The organism is Arthrobacter sp. SAFR-023 (assembly GCF_051965295.1).
Classification (GTDB): Bacteria; Actinomycetota; Actinomycetes; order Actinomycetales; family Micrococcaceae; genus Arthrobacter.
On record NZ_JBQCMF010000011.1, the window covers coordinates 166124 to 183933 of the forward strand.

Below are 17810 nucleotides of genomic sequence, written 5' to 3' on the forward strand. Positions count from 1 at the left end.
ACAGTTGATTTCAAGAAGCGGGCATGGCCAAGCAGAGTTCATTTTTTCGATCCGTCAGCCGTCTCTATCCGCACGTGAAGCCGGTCCTGCTGCGCCTGTTTATGGGCCTGCTCTCGGCTCTCCTAGCCAGTGTGGTTGCCCTTGCCATCCCGCAGGTGCTGCGCGTGCTCATCAACGATTCCCTCCGGCCCGGGGCCACCGTGGACGCCGTCTGGGGCTCGGCCGGCCTCATCCTGGCCCTGGGCGTCGCCGAAGCCGTGCTGGTTGCCCTCCGCCGCACCTTCGTGATCAACCCCGCCACCACCGTGGAGACCCGGATGAGGGTCTCGCTCTACGGCCACCTGCAGAACCTTCCCGTCTCCTTCCATGACCGCTGGGGCTCAGGCCAGCTCCTCTCCCGCGCCATGACGGACCTCAACTTCATTCGGCGCTGGATGGCATTCGGGGCCATCATGCTGGTGGTGACCACCCTGACGGTGGTGATCGGCGTCGTCGTCATGTTCACCATGAGCTGGCAGCTGGCCCTGATCTTCCTGGCCGCAGCCGGGCCCGTGATGGTCTACGGTTTCCGGTTCCGGACCCGCTTCAGCAAAGTGGCCCGGCGCAGCCAGGACCAGGCCGGCGACCTTGCCACCACGGTTGAGGAGTCCGTCCACGGCATCCGCGTCCTGAAGGCCTTCGGCCGCAGCCGGGAAGCCCTGGAAACCTTCAACGGCCAGGCCGAGGAACTGCGCCAGACGGAGATTGCCAAGGCCCGGCACCAGGCCGTCTTCAGCATGGTGGTGACGCTCCTGCCGGAGCTGGCGCTGGGCGCCGGCTTGGTCACTGGAATCATGCTTGCAGCCAGTGGCCAGCTCAGCATCGGCTCCCTGGTGGCCTTTTTCGCCACCGCCGCCGTCGTCGCCGCGCCCGTCGAGTTCTCCGGCATGCTGCTGGCCATGGCCCTGACGGCGAAAACCGCCCTGGACCGGCACTTCGAGGTCATGGATTCCGAAAACTCCATCACTGGCGCGGCCGAACCCCGCCGCCCTGCCGACGTCAAAGGCGCGCTGAGCTTCAACAACGTAACGTTCGCCTTCGACGACGCCCCGGACAAACCGGTGCTGAAGGACGTCCGGCTGGACATCTGTCCGGGCGAAACGATGGCGCTGGTAGGCATCACCGGCAGCGGCAAGAGTGCCCTGCTGCAGCTGGTGCCACGGCTCTACGATGTCACGGCGGGTTCCATTGAGCTCGACGGCGTGGACCTTCGGGACTTCAGCGTCGAGGAACTCCGCACCCTGGTGGCCGTTGCCTTCGAGGACACCACCCTGTTCTCCAGCTCAGTACGGGACAACGTGCTGCTCGGCGTGCAGTCCGAAGACACCGACACCCGAGAAAAAATCCTTGCCGAGGCCCTGGACACGGCGCAGGCACACTTCGCCTACTCACTGCCCGAGGGGCTGGACACCCTCATCGGCGAGGAGGGCCTCAGCCTGTCCGGCGGCCAGCGCCAGCGCCTCGCCCTGGCCCGGGCCATCGCAGCGGCGCCCGCCGTGCTGGTCCTGGACGATCCCCTCTCCGCCCTGGACGTGAACACGGAGGAGCTCGTGGAAAACCGCCTGCGGGAGGTGTTGGCAGGCACCACGACGCTTATCGTCGCCCACCGCCCGTCCACCGTGGCTCTGGCCGACCGGGTGGCGCTGCTGGAGGACGGCCGTATCGCCGCCGTCGGAACCCACGCCGAACTGCTGGCCGGCAACAGCCACTACCGCCACGTGATCGCGAGCCTGGAAACGGAGCCCCGCGACCTGGACTCCGAATTGTCAGCCCTCGACGACGCCGAGGAGGTCAGCCGGTGAGCAGCACAGCCTTCGGTACCGCCAATGAGGACAACGCCAACCTAAGCAAGAGCGACAGCAAGGCGGTACGGCGCCGGTCGCTCGCCCTGCTGGGGTCGCTGATCCGGCCCGTGCGGCTGCGGTTCTGGCTCACGATCGCCACGGTGGTCCTGTCACAGGCGGCCCGGGTGGCCGGCCCCGCGCTGATCGCCTTCGGCATCGACCACGCCCTGCCGGCCCTCCGCGCGGGCAACAGCCTCCCGCTGGTGCTGGCCGGCGTTGCCTATCTGATCACGGCGCTGGCAGCGGCCGGGCTCACCGCCCTGTACGTAACGTCGACGGCGGCACTCAGCCAGGCCATGCTGCTCGACCTCCGGCTGTGGGTGTTCCGCCATACCCAGCGGCTCAGCCTCGAGTTCCACGAGAAGTACACCTCGGGGCGGATCATCGCGAGGCAGACCTCCGACCTGGAGGCCCTGCGTGAACTACTGGACTCGGGAGTCAGCTCGCTCGCCTCCGGCCTGCTGTTCATGCTGTTCACCGCAGCCACCGTCTTTGCCCTCGACTGGCGCAGCGGACTGGTAGTGCTGGCCGCGGCCGTCCCCATGTTCTTCCTGGCCCGCTGGTACCAGAAGCACTCACAGCAAGCGTTCCGCCAGTCCCGGGTGGTCTCGGCCCGGCTCATTGTGCACTTCATCGAGACCATGACCGGCATCCGTGCCGTCAAGGCCTTCCGCAAGGAACGCGAAAACGCCGGCCGCTACGGCGAACTTGCCGAGGACTACCGGCGGGCCACCGTCCGCTCCATCAACCTGAACGGCGTCTTCCAGCCGGGCCTGGTGCTGATCGGCAACGTCTGTGTGGCCGCCGTGCTGCTGTTCGGCGGCTTCCGGGTGCTGACCGGTGACCTGGCCGTGGGCGTGCTGCTGGCCCTGATGCTCTCGACGAAGCGCTTCTTCCAGCCGGTGGACCAGATGGCCATGTTCTACAACTCCTTCCAAAGCGCGCAGGCCGCGCTGGAGAAGGTCTCGGGCCTGCTCGAGGAGGTGCCCACGGTCCGCCCGCCGCGGAACGCGGTGGAACTTCGCGATGCCCGCGGCGCCGTCGAATTCCGGAACGTGGAGTTCCGCTACGGCAGCGGGCCACTCATCATTCCCACGCTGAACCTCACCATTCCGGCGGGCCAGACCGTGGCGCTGGTGGGGCAGACCGGGGCGGGCAAGTCCACGCTGGCCAAGCTGATTGCCCGCTTCTACGACGTGTCCGCCGGTTCCGTGATGCTCGACGGCGTGGACCTGCGGCAACTGGCCACCGCGGACCTGCGGCGGAACATTGTGATGGTGACCCAGGAGGCCTTCCTGTTCAGCGGGTCGGTGGCGGACAACATCGCCCTGGGCCGGCCGGAGGCACCGCGCGAGGAGATCGAGGCGGCTGCGAAGGCCGTGGGTGCGCACGACTTCATCATGGAGCTCCCTGAGGGATACGACACCGACGTCAACAAGCGCGGCGGCCGGGTCTCCGCGGGCCAGCGCCAGTTGATCAGCTTCGCGCGCGCGTTCCTCGCCCGGCCGGCGGTCCTGATCCTGGACGAGGCCACGTCCTCGCTGGACATCCCCTCCGAACGGCTTGTGCAGAGCGGCCTCGCCGGGCTGCTGCGAGGAATGGACGGAACCGGCCCGGCAGACGCGAGCCCGGCCGCCGACGGAACGTCCCCCGGAACCGCGCGCACGGCGCTGATCATCGCGCACCGGCTGTCGACCGTGGAGACGGCGGACAGGGTGCTCGTGGTCCATGACGGACAGGTGGTGGAAGACGGAAGCCCGGACGAACTGATCGGTGGCAACGGCCGCTTCGCCCGCCTGCACAGCGCCTGGAAGGACTCGCTGGTCTGAGCCACAGCGGCTCGCCGGATGCCGATTTCGCATGTGGCCCGGTATCGGATATCCTTGTTCAGTTGCTTTCGCAGCAACGGATCGGGATGTAGCGCAGCTTGGTAGCGCGCTTCGTTCGGGACGAAGAGGTCGCAGGTTCAAATCCTGTCATCCCGACCAAAAGGAAAGAGGGTCTCCCCCAGGGAGGCCCTCTTTTTCGTTTCTTCGGGGACCCACCCCAACTGGGTAGCAGCACAGGGCGTTCCCAGCCCTGGGAACGCCCTGAAGTGCTACCTAGTTGGGTCAGTTTCCGCCGAGGCTCTGGTTGTGGATGTTCTGGGTTGCCTGCCCGTCGCCCAGGAGAGGAATTCTCGGCCGGCGGGACCCGTCGTCGGCCAGGTAGTCGCCCCGGCTGTCGTAGCTCTGGACCTGGTTCAGGTAGCGGTGCCGCAGACGCAGGCCGACGGCGAAAAGCACCAACGACTCCAGCAGCGCCGCAATGCCGATCATCCCCCACACGAAAGTCCCGGCGTCGGCCGTTCCCCTGAACACCTCAACCACGGCTGCTCCGGCAGCGGCTGCCACAATCAGTGACGTGCCGGCGATGGTCCAGAAGAAAAAGGCCCGCTGCAGGCCGTCGGCTGCTCTCCGTGTCATGGTCCCACTCCTTTGTTACGGCTGCTGTTCCTGGCAGAAAAACGTTCTGGGAAGAAAAACGGCCCCGGAACATGATGTGCGCATGTTCCGGAGCCGCTTTCCTCATGGAAGCTGTTTACATGGGATCGGGCCAGTTGCCAATGGTGGTCTTTGACACCATGGGATCAGGCCAATTGCCGATAGTGGTCGTGTTCACGTCCTTGACGCGCATCGGATCCGGCCAGTTGCCAATGGCAACCGAGGTGCCCGCGTTGTCCGCGATCGAGCCTGCAGACAGAACGGCGGGAGCCGCAGCAGAAAATGCGAGGGCCCCCGCCAAAACGGCGGCGGCTGCTATCTTCTTCAACATTAAGAGTTCCTCAATACGAGTCGGATTCGTTACCAAGTCAGCACAGTCCTTGTTGACATACATTGTAAAATGTTTTCCACAGAGGGTGTCAAGCATTCTGTACAAAGGCTGTCCGGAATAGGAGGAACCCCAGTGGGTAACGGATTCGGGGAGAAGCTCCGCGCTGAGCGGCTGGAGCGCGGACTGACTCAGGCCGAACTGGGCAGGGACCTGTACTCCCCCAGCTACATTTCCCTGCTGGAGACCGGCCGCCGGGAACCCACAGCCGACGTCATCGAAGAGCTCGCCCGCAGGCTGGAACTCGCGCCCAAGGCGCTCGAAGCGTGGAGCCAGCCCATCTCGGTCAGCGACGCCGAATACGTGCTGGCCGGCCTCTATGCCCGGCAGGCCTGGGACCTGCGCGACTATGCCCTCGCGGCCGAACACGCCGCCAACGCCGCCCGGATCGCCCTCGACGGCAAGAACACCAGCGCCTGGTGGAACATGACCTACATGCAGGCCGAATGCCTCATGAAGCAGGGCCAGCTCAAGGAATGCCAGAAGATCATGGAGCATCTGTCCGAGCATCCCATGGCCACGGAATCGGCCGGCCTGGGTGTCCGGGCGCGCCAGATGCTCGCCGCCCTGTGTCACGGGCAGGGCCAGCTGGGCGCCGCCGTCGAACACGCCGAGAAGGCCGTGGAGCTGTGCGCCCAGCTGCCCAAGGGTTCAACGCTCATCATCGGGGCGCTCCGCGCGCTGATCGGAGCACTTGCCGAGAGCGGCCGGCTCGACGAGGCGTGGAAGTACTGCGAGGACATGAATGAGCAGATGGACGAGCATTCGATGTCCCAGCTCGCGGGCGAGGTGGCATGGGTGATCGGCAATGTCGCGTTCATGCGGCATGACTACCCGGAGGGCATCAAGCACCACGAGCGGGCGGCGAAGCTGCTCTCCCCCGCCAACGACATCGAGCTGTGGGCCCGCTTCAACAAGGCGTCGGCCGCCGTCCGCCTCTCCTCCGGGATCGTTGAGCCGGAGACCCTGTCCGCCATCGAACGCGCCGAACTCGCGCTGTCCATCGTCGGCGGAAACAAGACGGACCAGCTGGAAGTCGCGTTCATCCGCGCCCGCTGGCTCTACCTCACCGGGGACATCGTGGCCGCGGTCCAGAAGCTTCGCGACATCCACGCCGAACGCAAGGACCTGGCCAAGCACACGGCCGGCGAGGTTTCGCTGCTTCTCGGAAAATCGCTGAAGGCTGCGGGCGAAGGGGATGAGGCGCTGGTGCATCTGGAGGAGGCGCAGAAGGAATTCAGTGCCGCGGGCGCGCAGGACCGGGTCCAGCAGGCCCTCGATGCCGTGCTGGAGATCCGGCTCGCCCAGCGCCGTGCGGCAGCGGCCGAAGCCAGCTAGCAGGCACCGAGCGAATGCCTCAGGCGCCCCCGGGAACAGTCCCGGGGGCGCCTGACGTTTCTTGAAAGCGCTAGCTGAACGTGCGGCCGGTCAGCTTCTCGTAGGCCTCGACGTAGCGGGCCCGGGTACGGTCCACGATGTCCGCGGGCAGGGCCGGCGGCGGCGTGTCGGAGGCCTTGTCCCAGCCGGATTCGGCGGACGCCAGCCAGTCCCGGACAAACTGCTTGTCGTAGGAGGGCTGCGCCTTGCCGGGCTCGTAGGTGGCGGCGTCCCAGAACCGGGACGAGTCCGGCGTCAGGACCTCGTCGCCGAGGGTGATGGCGCCGTTCACGACGTCGTAGCCGAACTCCACCTTGGTGTCGGCCAGGATGATGCCGCGTTCGCGGGCGATCCCCTCGGCCTTGGTGTAGATGCTCAGCGTCAGTTCGCTCAGGCGCGCGGCAATGTCGTCGCCCACGATGGACACGACGGCGTCGTAGGAGATGTTTTCGTCATGCTCCCCCACCTCGGCCTTGGCCGACGGGGTGAAGATGGCGTGCTCCAGGCGGGAGCCGTCCACCAGGCCTTCCGGCAGCGGGATCTCGCAGACGGTGCCGGACTGCCGGTATTCCAGGAGGCCTGAGCCCGTGAGGTAGCCGCGGGCGATGCATTCCACCGGGAACATCTCCAGCTTCTTGCAGATCATGGCGCGGCCCTCGACCGCTGCCGGCACGCCGTCCTCCACCGTGGACGCCAGGACGTGGTGTTCCACATCCAGCTGGTCGAACCACCAAAGGCTCAGCTGGGTCAGGATCCGTCCCTTGTCCGGGATTTCGCTGCTGAGCACGTGGTCGTAGGCGCTGATGCGGTCACTCGCCACCACCAGCACGCATTCCTGCCCGAACTGCTCGTTGATGGAGTCGCTGGCCGGGACGTACAGGTCGCGGACCTTGCCCGAGTAGACGTGCTTCCAGCCGGGCAGCTCCGCGTGGGCCGTGTCCAGGCCGCGGGTGTTTTCCTGTTCAGCCACCGTTACGCCTTTTCTTCCGAAGCGGAGCCGGCCTGGGCAGCCGACGGGGCCGCGACGGCGGCCGACACCTTGATTTCGCCGCGTGCGGCCTTGCCTGCGATGTCCGTGCGGAACTGGGCGCCTTCCAGCTGAACCAGCTCCACGCCGTCGTACGCCCTTTCCCGGGCCTCCACGAGGTCGGATCCCAGCGCCACCACGGCCAGCACGCGGCCGCCGGCGGAGACCACCTTGCCCTCGCCGTCGAGCTTGGTTCCGGCGTGGATCACGTGGACACCCTCCAGCTCGTCAACCTTCTTGAGACCGCGGATGCGGTCTCCCGTGCGCGGGGTGTCGGGGTAGTTTTCAGAGGCAACGACGACGGCGACTGCCGTGTCCCTGGACCAGCGCAGCTCTTCGGCCTGGTCCAGTTCGCCCTTGGCGGCTGACAGGAGCAGGGAACCCAGGGGCGTCTTGAGCCGTGCGAGCACGGCCTGGGTTTCGGGGTCGCCGAAGCGGACGTTGAATTCGATGACGCGCGTGCCGCGCTTGGTCAGCGCGAGGCCGACGAACAGCACGCCGACGAACGGGGTGCCGCGGCGGGCCATCTCGTCCACTGTGGGCTGGGCGATGCGGTCGATGACCTCCTGCACAAGGCCGTCAGGAGCCCAGTCAAGCGGGGTGTACGCGCCCATGCCGCCGGTGTTGGGGCCTTCGTCGTTGTCGTAGATGCGCTTGAAGTCCTGCGCCGGGGACAGCGCCACCGTGTTGCGGCCGTCGCACAGCACGAACACGGAGACCTCGGGGCCGTCCAGGAACTCCTCGATGACCACTGTTCCGCCGGCGTCGAAGCAGCTCTGGGCGTGGGCCAGGGCGTCGTCCCGGTTGTTGGTGACCACCACGCCCTTGCCTGCGGCGAGGCCGTCGTCCTTGACGACGTAGGGTGCGCCGAAGGTGTCCAGCGCCGCGGCTGCCTCGTCCGCGTTCGCGGCCACCAGCGCCATCGCGGTGGGAACGCCGGCTTCGGCCATGACCTGCTTCGCAAAAGCCTTCGAAGCCTCGAGCTGGGCGGCGTCCTTGCTTGGGCCGAACACCGGAATGCCGGCGTCGCGCACGGCATCGGACACACCGGCCGCAAGGGGAGCTTCGGGGCCAACCACCACGAGGTCGACGTCGAGCCGGGTGGCGAGCGCCGCCACCGCGTCCGGATCGTTCCCGTCGATTGCGTGCGTGGGGACGAGCTTGCTGATGCCCGCGTTGCCCGGAGCCGCGTGGACTTCGGAAACGTTGGGGTCGGCAAGGAGGGAGCGGACAATGGCGTGTTCGCGGCCGCCGGGGCCAATGACGAGTACCTTCACAGTCTCCAAGGGTACTTTGTGCATCGTGCTGGCTCCTAAGCTGTGACCGGCGCCCAGTTGAGGCCGGCAGTTGAGGCCGGCGGACAATCCGTGCAGCCCGCCGCTACGAACCCATGCCATGAAGAAGCTCATGAGGTGGTTCACGGGACCGGCCGCGCTGGCGGCGCTGGCAGGGGTGGCTGCCGCCGCCGTCGTACTTTCCGTTGCGGAACTGGCGGGGGCGTTCTTCACCGCCCGCGCCACTCCCCTGTTTGCCCTGGGTTCGACGTTCATCGATTTCACGCCGCCCTGGCTGAAGGACTTCGCGATTGCGACGTTCGGCACCAATGACAAGGCCGCGCTTTTCCTGGGGATGGGCCTGACAATTTTCGTGCTGGCGTGCGTGCTGGGCGTGGTGGCGTACCGGAGATGGGCGCTGGGAGCGGCCGGCGTGCTGTTCATGGGCGCGGTGATCGTGGCCAGCGTGGTGACCCGCGCGGGCGTCAGGCCGCTGGACGCCGTGCCCTCGCTCGTCGGAACCGTCACCGGGCTGATCGTGCTGCGGCTGCTGGTGTCGCGGCTGTGTCGCCTGCACGCTTTTCCCGTTTCTCCGGCCGACGTTGCGGCCAAGGAGCCGGAGCGCCCGGCCACCTCCCGGCGGGCCTTCTTCGCGGCGACCGGCTTCACGGCGGCCGCCGCGGGCATCGCCGCCGCCGGCGGCTGGCTGCTCAGCGCCGCGCGCAGCAATGTGGCGCAGGCACGGGAGTCCCTCCGGCTGCCGGCGCCTGTCCGGCCCGCAGCCGCGGTGCCCGCCGGCGTGCAGTCGGCCACGCCCGGCGTGACACCGTGGCTCACGCCGGCCAGGGACTTCTACCGGATCGACACCGCCCTGAGCGTCCCGGAGATCAAGGCGGAGGAGTGGGAACTGCGCGTGCACGGGCTCGTGGAGGAGGAGGTCCGGCTCACCTTCCAGGACCTGCTCGACGCCGGCCTGATCGAGTCCCATGTGACCCTCACCTGCGTCTCGAATCCGGTGGGCGGCAACCTCGCCGGCAATGCCAGGTGGCTGGGACTCCCCATCCGCGAGGTGCTCAAACGGGCCAGGCCCACTGCCGGCGCCGACATGGTGCTCTCCACCTCGGTTGACGGGTTCAGCGCCTCCACGCCGCTGGAGGTCCTGCAGGACGGCCGCGACGCCATGCTTGCCGTCGGCATGAACGGCGAGCCGCTGCCGCTGGAGCACGGCTATCCCGTGCGCATGGTGGTGCCCGGACTGTACGGGTTCGTGTCCGCCACGAAGTGGGTGGTGGACCTCGAGGTGACGCGCTTCGCCGACAGCAAGGCCTACTGGACCCAGCGCGGCTGGTCGGACCGCGGCCCCATCAAGACGATGGCCCGGGTGGAGGTGCCCAAGTCATTCGCCGTGGTGAAGGCCGGGAAGGTGCCCATCGGGGGCACCGCCTGGGCGCAGACCAGGGGCATCACCAAGGTCGAGGTGCAGATCGACGGTGGTGACTGGACGGCGGCAGTGCTTTCGGAGGAGGCCTCCGTGGATACGTGGCGGCAGTGGTCCTTCGCCTGGGATGCGACGCCCGGTTCCCACTACATCAAGGTGCGGGCAACGGACGGGACCGGCGAGGTGCAGACGGAGAAGCGCGCCGATCCGGTGCCGGACGGCGCCTCGGGCTGGCAGTCGGTCATGGTCACCGTTGAGTAGGCTGCGGCACCATAGACTGGGCCCATGGCCCTAACTTCGCACGCCACGTTCACTGTGGATTCCGCCGTCGAACTCGCCGTGGTTGAACGAAGCGGATTCGTGGAGTCCCGCCATATCGGGGCGGCCGTGGTGCTCGCCGCGGACGGCCACGTTGTCACCCAGCTGGGCGACATCTCCACCCCCATCCTGGCCAGGTCCACGCTCAAGCCCCTGCAGGCGCTGGCGGCCATGCAGTCCGGGGTTCCGCTCCGCGGCGCCCAAGTGGCCCTCGCCTGCGCCAGCCACACAGGATCGCTCGACCACATGGACGTCGTCGAAGGCATGCTCAAGGCCGCGGGCGTCAAGGAGGACCAGCTGCAGTGCCCTGCCGCCTGGCCGCAGGACGAGACGGCACGCACCTGGCTGACCCAGTCTGAGCGGGGCAAGTCCCGGCTGGCCTTCAACTGCTCGGGGAAGCACGCGGCCTTCCTGTGGGCCTGCACCGAAAACGGCTGGGACACGCACAGCTACCTGGAACCCAACCACCCGCTGCAGCAGCGCATCCGCACGGTGATCGAGGAGTATTCCGGCGAACAGATCGCGCACCTGGGCATCGACGGCTGCGGCGCGCCGGTGGCGGCCATCTCGCTGACCGGTCTGGCCCGCGCCTACTCCCTGCTTGCCAAGGCCCCATCCGACAAATCCGCCAACGCCCGCGCGGCCACCATTGCCACCTCCATGCTGGATTACCCGTGGGCGGTCCAGGGCAGGGGCGAGGCCAACACGATCGTGATGGAGGAGCTGGACGTCATCGCCAAGATCGGGGCCGAGGGCGTCCTGGTCATGGCCACGTCCCAAGGGGTCGCCGTGGCCCTCAAGATGCTCGACGGCAACCTGCGGGCCACCTCGCTGGTGGGGCTGACGCTGCTGGCCGCCTGCGGAGCCGTCGACATCCCTGGCGTGTCCAGCGTGCTCGAGAAGGTGGTGGAGCCGGTCCTCGGCGGGGGCCGTCCCGTGGGCAAGATCCGCCTCGGCCACGCCGTCTCGGCCCTGCTGGACTAACGTACTTTTAGCTTTCAAGGAGGCACCGGTGGCAGTTGCGCGCCGCAGAATCGACCCGGCTGACGGCAAAGCGGCCCTGAACGAATGGGCGGCAGGCGCCGTCCCGCCGTCGGACGCTGTACCAACGGAAACGGCTGCTCCGGCGGTGCCCCGTTCGGTGATTGCGACGGCGGTCCGGTACTCGCTCGAGGAGGTCACAGCCCGCGCGCCCGGGAATTCGGTGGAGGTGCGGGTGCCGCCGTTCGGCGTCACCCAGTGCGTTGAAGGCCCGCGGCACACGCGCGGCACTCCCCCGAACGTCATCGAGTGCGACGCCGCAACCTGGCTGGCGATGGTGACCGGACGGCTGAGCTGGGCCGACGCCGTCAGCGCCGGACGCGTGGCCGCCTCCGGCCTGCGCGCGGACCTGTCGGCCCTGCTCCCCCTCTGACACAGCAGGATCGGCTTAACGCGACAGGACCCCGCCCCAGACCGAACTGCTCAGCCGGGGGCGGGATCCTGCCTTCAATCCTCTGAAAGTTTTTGTCCAGATATCGCGACTTCAGGGGCCTGCAGCGGACGATATCTGCACAAAAACTCCTTACGTTATTCGTGGTTGATGGCGGCGGACGGCCTGCTCATCTGGAACTCCGGCATCTCACCGGGGTTCGGGCCGCCGCGGAACTTGGGCGAAGCCTGCCCGCCCCCGCTGATCCGCTCGAGTTCCTGCTCCTGGAAGTCCTCCTCCACGCCGAGCATGACCGCCGAATCGTGGTTGGTGATCTCGCCGCGGAATGCCCGCACCATGACGCTGCGGTCGAACTGGCCCTCCCATTTGGAGACCACGAAGGTTGCCACGCAGTTGCCCAGCAGGTTGACCACCACGCGCATGGAGTCCATGAGCCTGTCGGCCCCGAGGAGCAGGGCGACGCCGGCCACCGGGAAGATACCGAGCGCCGCTGCCGTGGCGGACAGTGCCAGGAAGGAGGAGCCGGGAACGCCGGCCATGCCCTTCGAGGTCAGCAGCAGGACGCCCAGGGCCGCGAGCTGCTGGCCGAGGTCCAGGTGGTGGCCGAAGGCCTGGGCGAGAAACAGCAGGGAGATGGACAGGTAAATCGCTGCACCGTCCAGATTGAACGAGTAGCCCGTCGGAACCACAAGACCGGTGGTGGCCCGGGAGCACCCGGCATTCGTCAGCTTGGTCATGATGCGCGGCATCACAGCTTCCGTGGAGGCGGTGCCCAATGCCAGCAGGAATTCCTCGCGGGTGTACTTGAGGAACTGCCACAGCGGAACCCGGGCGAAGCTCCAGGCCACGACGAACAGGAGCCCGATGAAGATAACAGCCGCGCCGTAGCAGGCGGCAATCAGCATGGCGTAGGTGCCGAGGGTGTCCAGCCCGTACTGGCCGATGATGAAGGCCATCGCACCGAAAGCACCAATTGGCGCGACCTTCATGATCCAGGACATGATCTTGAAAACGAGTTCCAGGACCGTCTCCATGAGGCTGACCACCGGCAGGCAACGCTCGCGGCCGATGACGACGATGGCGGCGCCGAAGAACACGGAGAAGAACAGGACCTGCAGCAGGCTGTTGTTCGCGAAGGCGCCGATGACGCTGGTGGGGATGACGTCCAGGATGAACGCCGCCGCGTCCTTCGGCACGGCGTGGCCGGTCTTGGCGTCGAGGGCCTCCTGCGACAGGGTGCTCGGATCGATGTTCAGGCCCGCTCCGGGCTGGACGATGTTGCCGACAACCAGGCCGAAGACCAGGGCGAAAAGCGTGGCCGCTGTGAAGTAGAGAAGAGCCTTGACTCCTACCCTTCCGACCGCCTTGACGTCGCCGACGGCTGAAATTCCCGTAACGATCACGAGGAAGATCAGCGGCGCGATGATCATCTTGATGAGCTGGATGAAGCCGTCACCGAGCGGCCTCAGTTGAGCGCCTAGGTCCGGCCAGAAATGCCCTATGAGAACACCTGCCACGACGGCGATCAGAATTTGGAAGAAGAGCGACCTATACAGGGGCTTCTTCTTCGACGGCACCGAACTCGCCTTCAGCGCCGAGGAATCTGGGATCTTCATTGATCTGTACCTATCAATTGGGAACTGCCCCGGATCGGGGTCTGTCTCCAACGTAACCCCGGTCACACTATTCCGCAAGAGGAAATTCAGTTTTCACGATGCGGAACTCCTAGACCGGTCACAATCGGGTTTTGTCCACTTGTTGGGACTTGGAGCCCCTTCAGCGGGCGTTATCTGGAAAAACTCTCACCTTTGCCAACCCTGCTTGCGCAGGCGCCTGCCTTACCCGCGAAGCCGCGCCGCGGCTCATGTCGATGCTGTTGATAGACCGGCCTGTTGAGCACATCGTCCACGCGGCAGCCGGGCGTGAACTCCGGAAGACCGGCGTCGTCCAACAGCGGCACCATGGCGACTTTGGGCGGACCGAAGTGCCTCGCGTGTTTTTCACTGACAATGGCGTCGCCGGCCACTACAAGGTCGTCGATGGGCAGGACCGAGCCGAGGTCCACCCAGGTCCGGGCCACGGACGTAAGCCTCAGTCCGTCAATCTCAACCAGATCGCCCTCGCGGATCTTGAGCGGGTGCCCGGCGATCCCGCGCCGTCGCGGGAGTGACGCGCCGCTTTGCCGGGAGAGGTGCAGAAACCGTCCCGGTTCCCGGAAATGGGGTCCGCTTTTCTTGCCCCATGGCACCGGTTCGACGACGGCGGTCACCGGCCCGCCGCCGTCGGGCCTGAACTCCGCCCACGGCGGCAGCGGAACGCCGTGGAGTTCCGCTGCCGTGATCAGGGCTGCGAAGTTGTCCGGATCGAGGGAAGTGTGCGACCGGACGAGCGCCGGAAGGTCCGGACCACACGACCTGGGCACCCGTTACCCCGGCTTGGACGGTGCATGTCGCGGGCGAAGAGCCGTCCGGCGGGGACGCCGGCGACGGCCTGATCATGCTCCATTGAGGCACCTCGAGGAGGCCTGCGGGACGTTATCCACAGGCGGACCTTCCAGCGGAGGAGATTTTGTACAGATATTCGCCGCTGAGGGGCCTCTAATTCGCGATATCTGGACAAAGCTCCAGAAGGCAGGAAGGGTCAGCCGCGGCCTATGAAGGGCATTCCGGCGGCCGTGATCACCACCGAGCCCACACTGGCCGACGGCGGCATCCCCGCCATCATCAGCACCGCCCGGGCAGCGTCCTCCACCGGGAACATCGGTTCCACCCTGCGGCTGCCGTCGGCCTGGAGCGCGCCCGAGCCGACACCGATGGTGTCCATGATTTCCGTGGCGGTGTTGCCGATGTCGATCTGCCCGCAGGTGATGCCGAACTCCCGGCCGTCCAGCTCGATGCTCTTGGTCAGGCCCGTCATGGCGTGCTTGGTTACGGCGTAGGCCACAGTGCGCGGACGAGGTGAATGCGCGGAGATCGAGCCGTTGTTGATGATCCGCCCGCCCTGCGGCGACTGCGCCTTCATCGCCCGGACGGCCGCCCCGGCGCACAGCACCGAACCGGTCAGGTTCACGGCGACGGTGGCCTCCCAGTCCGCAAGGCTGATCTCATCCACGGAAGCCGCCGGCCCGAAGACGCCGGCGTTGTTGAACAGGACATCCACCCGGCCCCAGCGCCGGAGGACAGCAGCGAACAGGCGTTCGACGTCGTCGGGCACGGTGACATCGCACGGCACCGCAAGCGCCTCGGGATTCCCGTCTGCTGTTTCCAGGAGCTGCTGCTCACGGCGGCCGGCCAGCGCCACCCGGTAACCGTCCGCCAGCATCTGCCGGGCAACCGCCCGGCCGATTCCGGAACCGGCGCCGGTGACGACGGCGACCCGCCCGGAAGTGGGTTGAACGGCCATGCTGATTCTCCTGGAGTAGTTGGAACTTTAGGTGGCCATTGGCATCTAGGGGCCGGCCCGAACGGCATCCACCGCCAGCGGCCAGCCTATGACGGTCTTGGGCCGCGGCGTGGCGTACGTCCGCACCTTGGACGTGGAGAGCTGCATCCGGACCAGGGACTCCGCGATGGTCACCGCGGCAGCAACGCCGTCCACCACGGGCACTCCGGCGCGCTGCCGGATCTGTTCGTCGAGGCCCGCCATGCCGCCGCAGCCCAGCACGATCACCTCGGCCTTGTCCTCCCGGACGGCGAGCAACGCCTGGCTGATGATGGCCTCCACTGCCCGCTCCGGCTCCTCCTCGAGCTCCAGCACGGCCATCCCGCTGGCCCGCACGGAAGCACAGCGGGCGTCGAGGCCGGCCAGCTTCAGCCGGTCCTCGATGAGTGGCACGGCACGGTCCAGCGTGGTGACCACGGAATACTTGTGCCCCAGGAACATAGCGGTGCTGGCCGCGGCCTCGGTGATGTCGACGACGGGCACGTCCAGCAGCTCCTGCAGCCCCTCCCTGCCGTGCTCGCCGTAGCCTGCCTGGATGACGGCGTCGAAGGGTTCGGGGTAGTTGACCACCCGGTCCATCACGGCGATCGCGGCCAGGTAGCTCTCAAAATTGCCCTCGCAGGAGTCGGCCCCGAAGCGCGGCGTGATCCCGACGATCTCGGTGCCGGGCGCCGCGATGCTTCGGGCCTGGGCGGCGATGGAATCGGTCATGGACTGGGTCGTGTTGACGTTCGCGACGAGTATGCGCATAGTGTCCTCCTGGGTTGGGGTGGCTCTTAGTGGGTGCTGGCGACGGCAATGGCCTCGCCGTCGACGTCCTCGAAGCGCTGCCTGCGGTCTGCGATCACGTAGTAGCTGAGTGCTCCGACACCGGCGCCGAAGAACCAGGCAAATGGTGCGGCCGGCTCTAAGGCGGGGATGAAGGCGACCAGAAGCGCCAGGACGGACGCCGGGATGAACGCGATGACCGCCCGCGGGTTGACGCCCTTCTTGTAGAAGTAGGCTCCCTCCGGGTCCTCGGTGTAGAGCTCCGGGACGTTGACCTTGCCGCGGCGGAGCAGCCAGTAGTCGGCCATGACCACGCCGAACAGGGGTCCGAGCAGGGCACCGAGGCCGCCCAGGAAGTACACGATGACCAGGGGGTTGTTGTAGAGGTTCCACGGCAGGATGACCAGGCCGATAGAGCCGCTCACCCACGCTGCCCGGCGGAAATTGAGCCGCTTGGGGAAGAGGTTGGTGAGGGCATACACGGGGGCGACGAAGTTTGCCATGAGGTTGACCGCGATGGTCAGAATGAGGATCGCGAGGCAGGCCAGCACCAGGAACAGGGTGTTGGGGATGCTTTGGACGATGTCCGACGGTGTTTCGATGATGGTGCCGTTGATCTTGTACTGCCCGCCAGCGAGGACCACCACGATGGCGCCGAACAGGAGCATATTGATCGGGATGCCCCAGAAGTTGCCGCGCACGATGGACTTCTTGGACACGGCGGAGCGGGTGAAGTCGCAGAAGTTCAGGACGAACGTTCCGTAGATGGAGACCCAGAGGGCGCCGCCAGCAAAAATGGTCCGCCACATCTCGCCGCCCTCAAGGCCGCGTATGCCGGTCCACTGGACGGAGCCGCGCGCCTCGATGAAGACCCAGACGGCCAGCAGGACCATCGTCAGCAGGATGACGGGACCGGCGAAGGCCTCGTACTTGCGGATCATCTCCATGCCGAAACTGACGATCACGAGCTGCACGATCCACAGCCCCGCAAAGGAGATCCAGCCCAGAGTGGACAGGCCGAGGATGGAGTTGGTGTCCAGGTCATGGAGGGACGGAACCATGGCCACGAGCATCACCCGGAGTACCACAGAGGCAAGGAACGTCTGGATCCCGAACCACGCCACCGCCACCGCGCCGCGCAGCAGGCTGGCGAGCTGGGCACCCCTGATGCCGAAACTGATCCGGCTCATGACCGGAAAGGGAACACCCGTCTTCTGCCCCATGAAACCCGAGAAGCTGAGGAGCACAAAGAGGAGGGCCGCCCCGATGGCCAGGGCCGTCAGGATCTGCCAGCCGCCGAGGCCCAGGGAAAAGAGTCCGACGGCGAACGCGTAGTTCCCGAGGCTGTGCACGTCGTTCGCCCACAGGGTGAAGATGCTGTATCCGGTCCAGCGGCGCCCTTGCCGCTTGGTGGGTGCGAGGTCGGTGTTGTAAAGGCTGGGGCTGATGTTGCGGGCGGCGGCCGTGCTGGCCGCCTCGCACAGGGCGTCAGCGGCCGCGGCCTGGTGAACTGGCTGGCCCGACGACGCTGTCGGGTTGGGAGCCGGTTCGACGCCGACTGATGGGGTCGTCTGCATCTGGTTCTCCAGTTTCTGGGATTTTCGCGGTGGTGAGCCCTCGATCGGCCATCTTGGATCTGCCGATTGCTGCTGTTATTCCACCTGGCGAAATAAGTTTGTTGAATAGTGAAACAAGAGTATGACCCACATCACCTGCCGGTCAAGATTCCCCACCGGCTCCCCGCGGTCACAATCCGCCCGTCTCGCCCCAAGCCAGTCAATCCCGCCAAGAGTATGCAGCGACGTTTGACCCGGATCCTTCGCGCCAGATAATCTCGAATAGCAAGAATGTTTTCTCACAATACGAAAACATGAGCCCAACATTCAAAGATGAAACGAGGCTGCCGTGGCTGCAGGAGAAGATACCTCCCATATCCTCAGCGGGTTGACTAACCAGCTGCCTGATCGTGATCCGGAAGAGA

At 66.6% G+C, this 17810-nt stretch carries 15 protein-coding genes and 1 tRNA gene; 7 read left to right on the forward strand and 9 right to left on the reverse strand.

Annotation, left to right across the window (positions count from 1 at the left end; genetic code table 11):
- Window positions 1–23: 23 nt before the first annotated feature.
- From ACTHQX_RS13575 to ACTHQX_RS13585, 3 genes are all read left to right on the forward strand, one after another.
- Window positions 24–1841 (forward strand): ABC transporter ATP-binding protein, encoded by a 1818-nt coding sequence (locus tag ACTHQX_RS13575; protein WP_440157690.1) that lies wholly within the window; start codon window positions 24–26, stop codon window positions 1839–1841.
- The gene (locus tag ACTHQX_RS13580) at window positions 1838–3712 is read left to right on the forward strand and encodes an ABC transporter ATP-binding protein (RefSeq protein WP_440157689.1); all 1875 of its coding nucleotides are present in this window, start codon (window positions 1838–1840) and stop codon (window positions 3710–3712) included. The genes ACTHQX_RS13575 and ACTHQX_RS13580 overlap by 4 nt, the downstream gene beginning before the upstream one ends.
- 82 nt (window positions 3713–3794) lie before the next feature.
- A tRNA-Pro gene (locus ACTHQX_RS13585) sits at window positions 3795–3871 on the forward strand.
- A gap of 123 nt (window positions 3872–3994) precedes the next feature.
- Here ACTHQX_RS13585 and ACTHQX_RS13590 read toward each other — a convergent pair.
- Both ACTHQX_RS13590 and ACTHQX_RS13595 read right to left on the reverse strand, forming a co-directional pair.
- Entirely contained in the window at window positions 3995–4348 is a 354-nt protein-coding gene (locus ACTHQX_RS13590) for a hypothetical protein (protein WP_440157688.1), read from the reverse strand.
- A 115-nt stretch (window positions 4349–4463) separates the two neighbouring features.
- On the reverse strand, window positions 4464–4760 hold the full coding sequence (locus ACTHQX_RS13595; RefSeq protein ID WP_440157687.1) for a hypothetical protein: 297 nt from the start codon (window positions 4758–4760) through the stop codon (window positions 4464–4466).
- 69 nt (window positions 4761–4829) lie between these two features.
- Between ACTHQX_RS13595 and ACTHQX_RS13600 the strand changes: the two genes are divergently transcribed.
- On the forward strand, window positions 4830–6092 hold the full coding sequence (locus ACTHQX_RS13600; RefSeq protein ID WP_236805072.1) for a helix-turn-helix domain-containing protein: 1263 nt from the start codon (window positions 4830–4832) through the stop codon (window positions 6090–6092).
- Window positions 6093–6162: 70 nt separating this feature from the next.
- On the opposite strand, the gene ACTHQX_RS13605 is transcribed toward ACTHQX_RS13600, so the two are convergent.
- Together ACTHQX_RS13605 and purD are read right to left on the reverse strand one after the other, a co-directional pair.
- Complete coding sequence (locus ACTHQX_RS13605; RefSeq protein WP_440157686.1) at window positions 6163–7101, reverse strand: phosphoribosylaminoimidazolesuccinocarboxamide synthase; 939 nt, start codon at window positions 7099–7101, stop codon at window positions 6163–6165.
- A gap of 2 nt (window positions 7102–7103) precedes the next feature.
- Window positions 7104–8459, reverse strand: coding sequence for a phosphoribosylamine--glycine ligase (gene purD / locus ACTHQX_RS13610; protein ID WP_440157685.1), 1356 nt, complete (start codon window positions 8457–8459; stop codon window positions 7104–7106).
- Between the two features lie 94 nt (window positions 8460–8553).
- Between purD and ACTHQX_RS13615 the strand changes: the two genes are divergently transcribed.
- Genes ACTHQX_RS13615 through ACTHQX_RS13625 form a run of 3 tightly spaced genes read left to right on the forward strand, consistent with a single transcriptional unit; the run spans window position 8554 to window position 11602 of the window.
- Complete coding sequence (locus tag ACTHQX_RS13615) at window positions 8554–10131, forward strand: molybdopterin-dependent oxidoreductase (protein WP_440157684.1); 1578 nt, start codon at window positions 8554–8556, stop codon at window positions 10129–10131.
- Window positions 10132–10155: 24 nt separating this feature from the next.
- Window positions 10156–11172 carry an asparaginase gene (locus ACTHQX_RS13620; RefSeq protein ID WP_236805076.1) on the forward strand — a complete coding sequence of 339 codons (1017 nt, stop codon included), beginning with the start codon at window positions 10156–10158 and terminating at the stop codon, window positions 11170–11172.
- 28 nt (window positions 11173–11200) lie between these two features.
- Window positions 11201–11602, forward strand: a complete 402-nt coding sequence (locus ACTHQX_RS13625; protein ID WP_440157683.1) for a sterol carrier family protein — start codon at window positions 11201–11203, stop codon at window positions 11600–11602.
- A 155-nt stretch (window positions 11603–11757) separates the two neighbouring features.
- On the opposite strand, the gene ACTHQX_RS13630 is transcribed toward ACTHQX_RS13625, so the two are convergent.
- The 5 genes from ACTHQX_RS13630 to ACTHQX_RS13650 form a co-directional block, all read right to left on the reverse strand.
- On the reverse strand, window positions 11758–13236 hold the full coding sequence (locus ACTHQX_RS13630; protein WP_236805078.1) for a cation:dicarboxylate symporter family transporter: 1479 nt from the start codon (window positions 13234–13236) through the stop codon (window positions 11758–11760).
- 170 nt (window positions 13237–13406) lie between these two features.
- Window positions 13407–14042, reverse strand: a complete 636-nt coding sequence (locus ACTHQX_RS13635; protein ID WP_440157682.1) for a hypothetical protein — start codon at window positions 14040–14042, stop codon at window positions 13407–13409.
- Window positions 14043–14260: 218 nt separating this feature from the next.
- Window positions 14261–15022 (reverse strand): SDR family oxidoreductase, encoded by a 762-nt coding sequence (locus ACTHQX_RS13640; protein ID WP_440157681.1) that lies wholly within the window; start codon window positions 15020–15022, stop codon window positions 14261–14263.
- A gap of 45 nt (window positions 15023–15067) precedes the next feature.
- Entirely contained in the window at window positions 15068–15811 is a 744-nt protein-coding gene (locus tag ACTHQX_RS13645) for an aspartate/glutamate racemase family protein (RefSeq protein WP_440157680.1), read from the reverse strand.
- Window positions 15812–15837: 26 nt separating this feature from the next.
- On the reverse strand, window positions 15838–17406 hold the full coding sequence (locus ACTHQX_RS13650) for an NCS1 family nucleobase:cation symporter-1 (RefSeq protein WP_440157679.1): 1569 nt from the start codon (window positions 17404–17406) through the stop codon (window positions 15838–15840).
- Window positions 17407–17810: the final 404 nt, after the last annotated feature.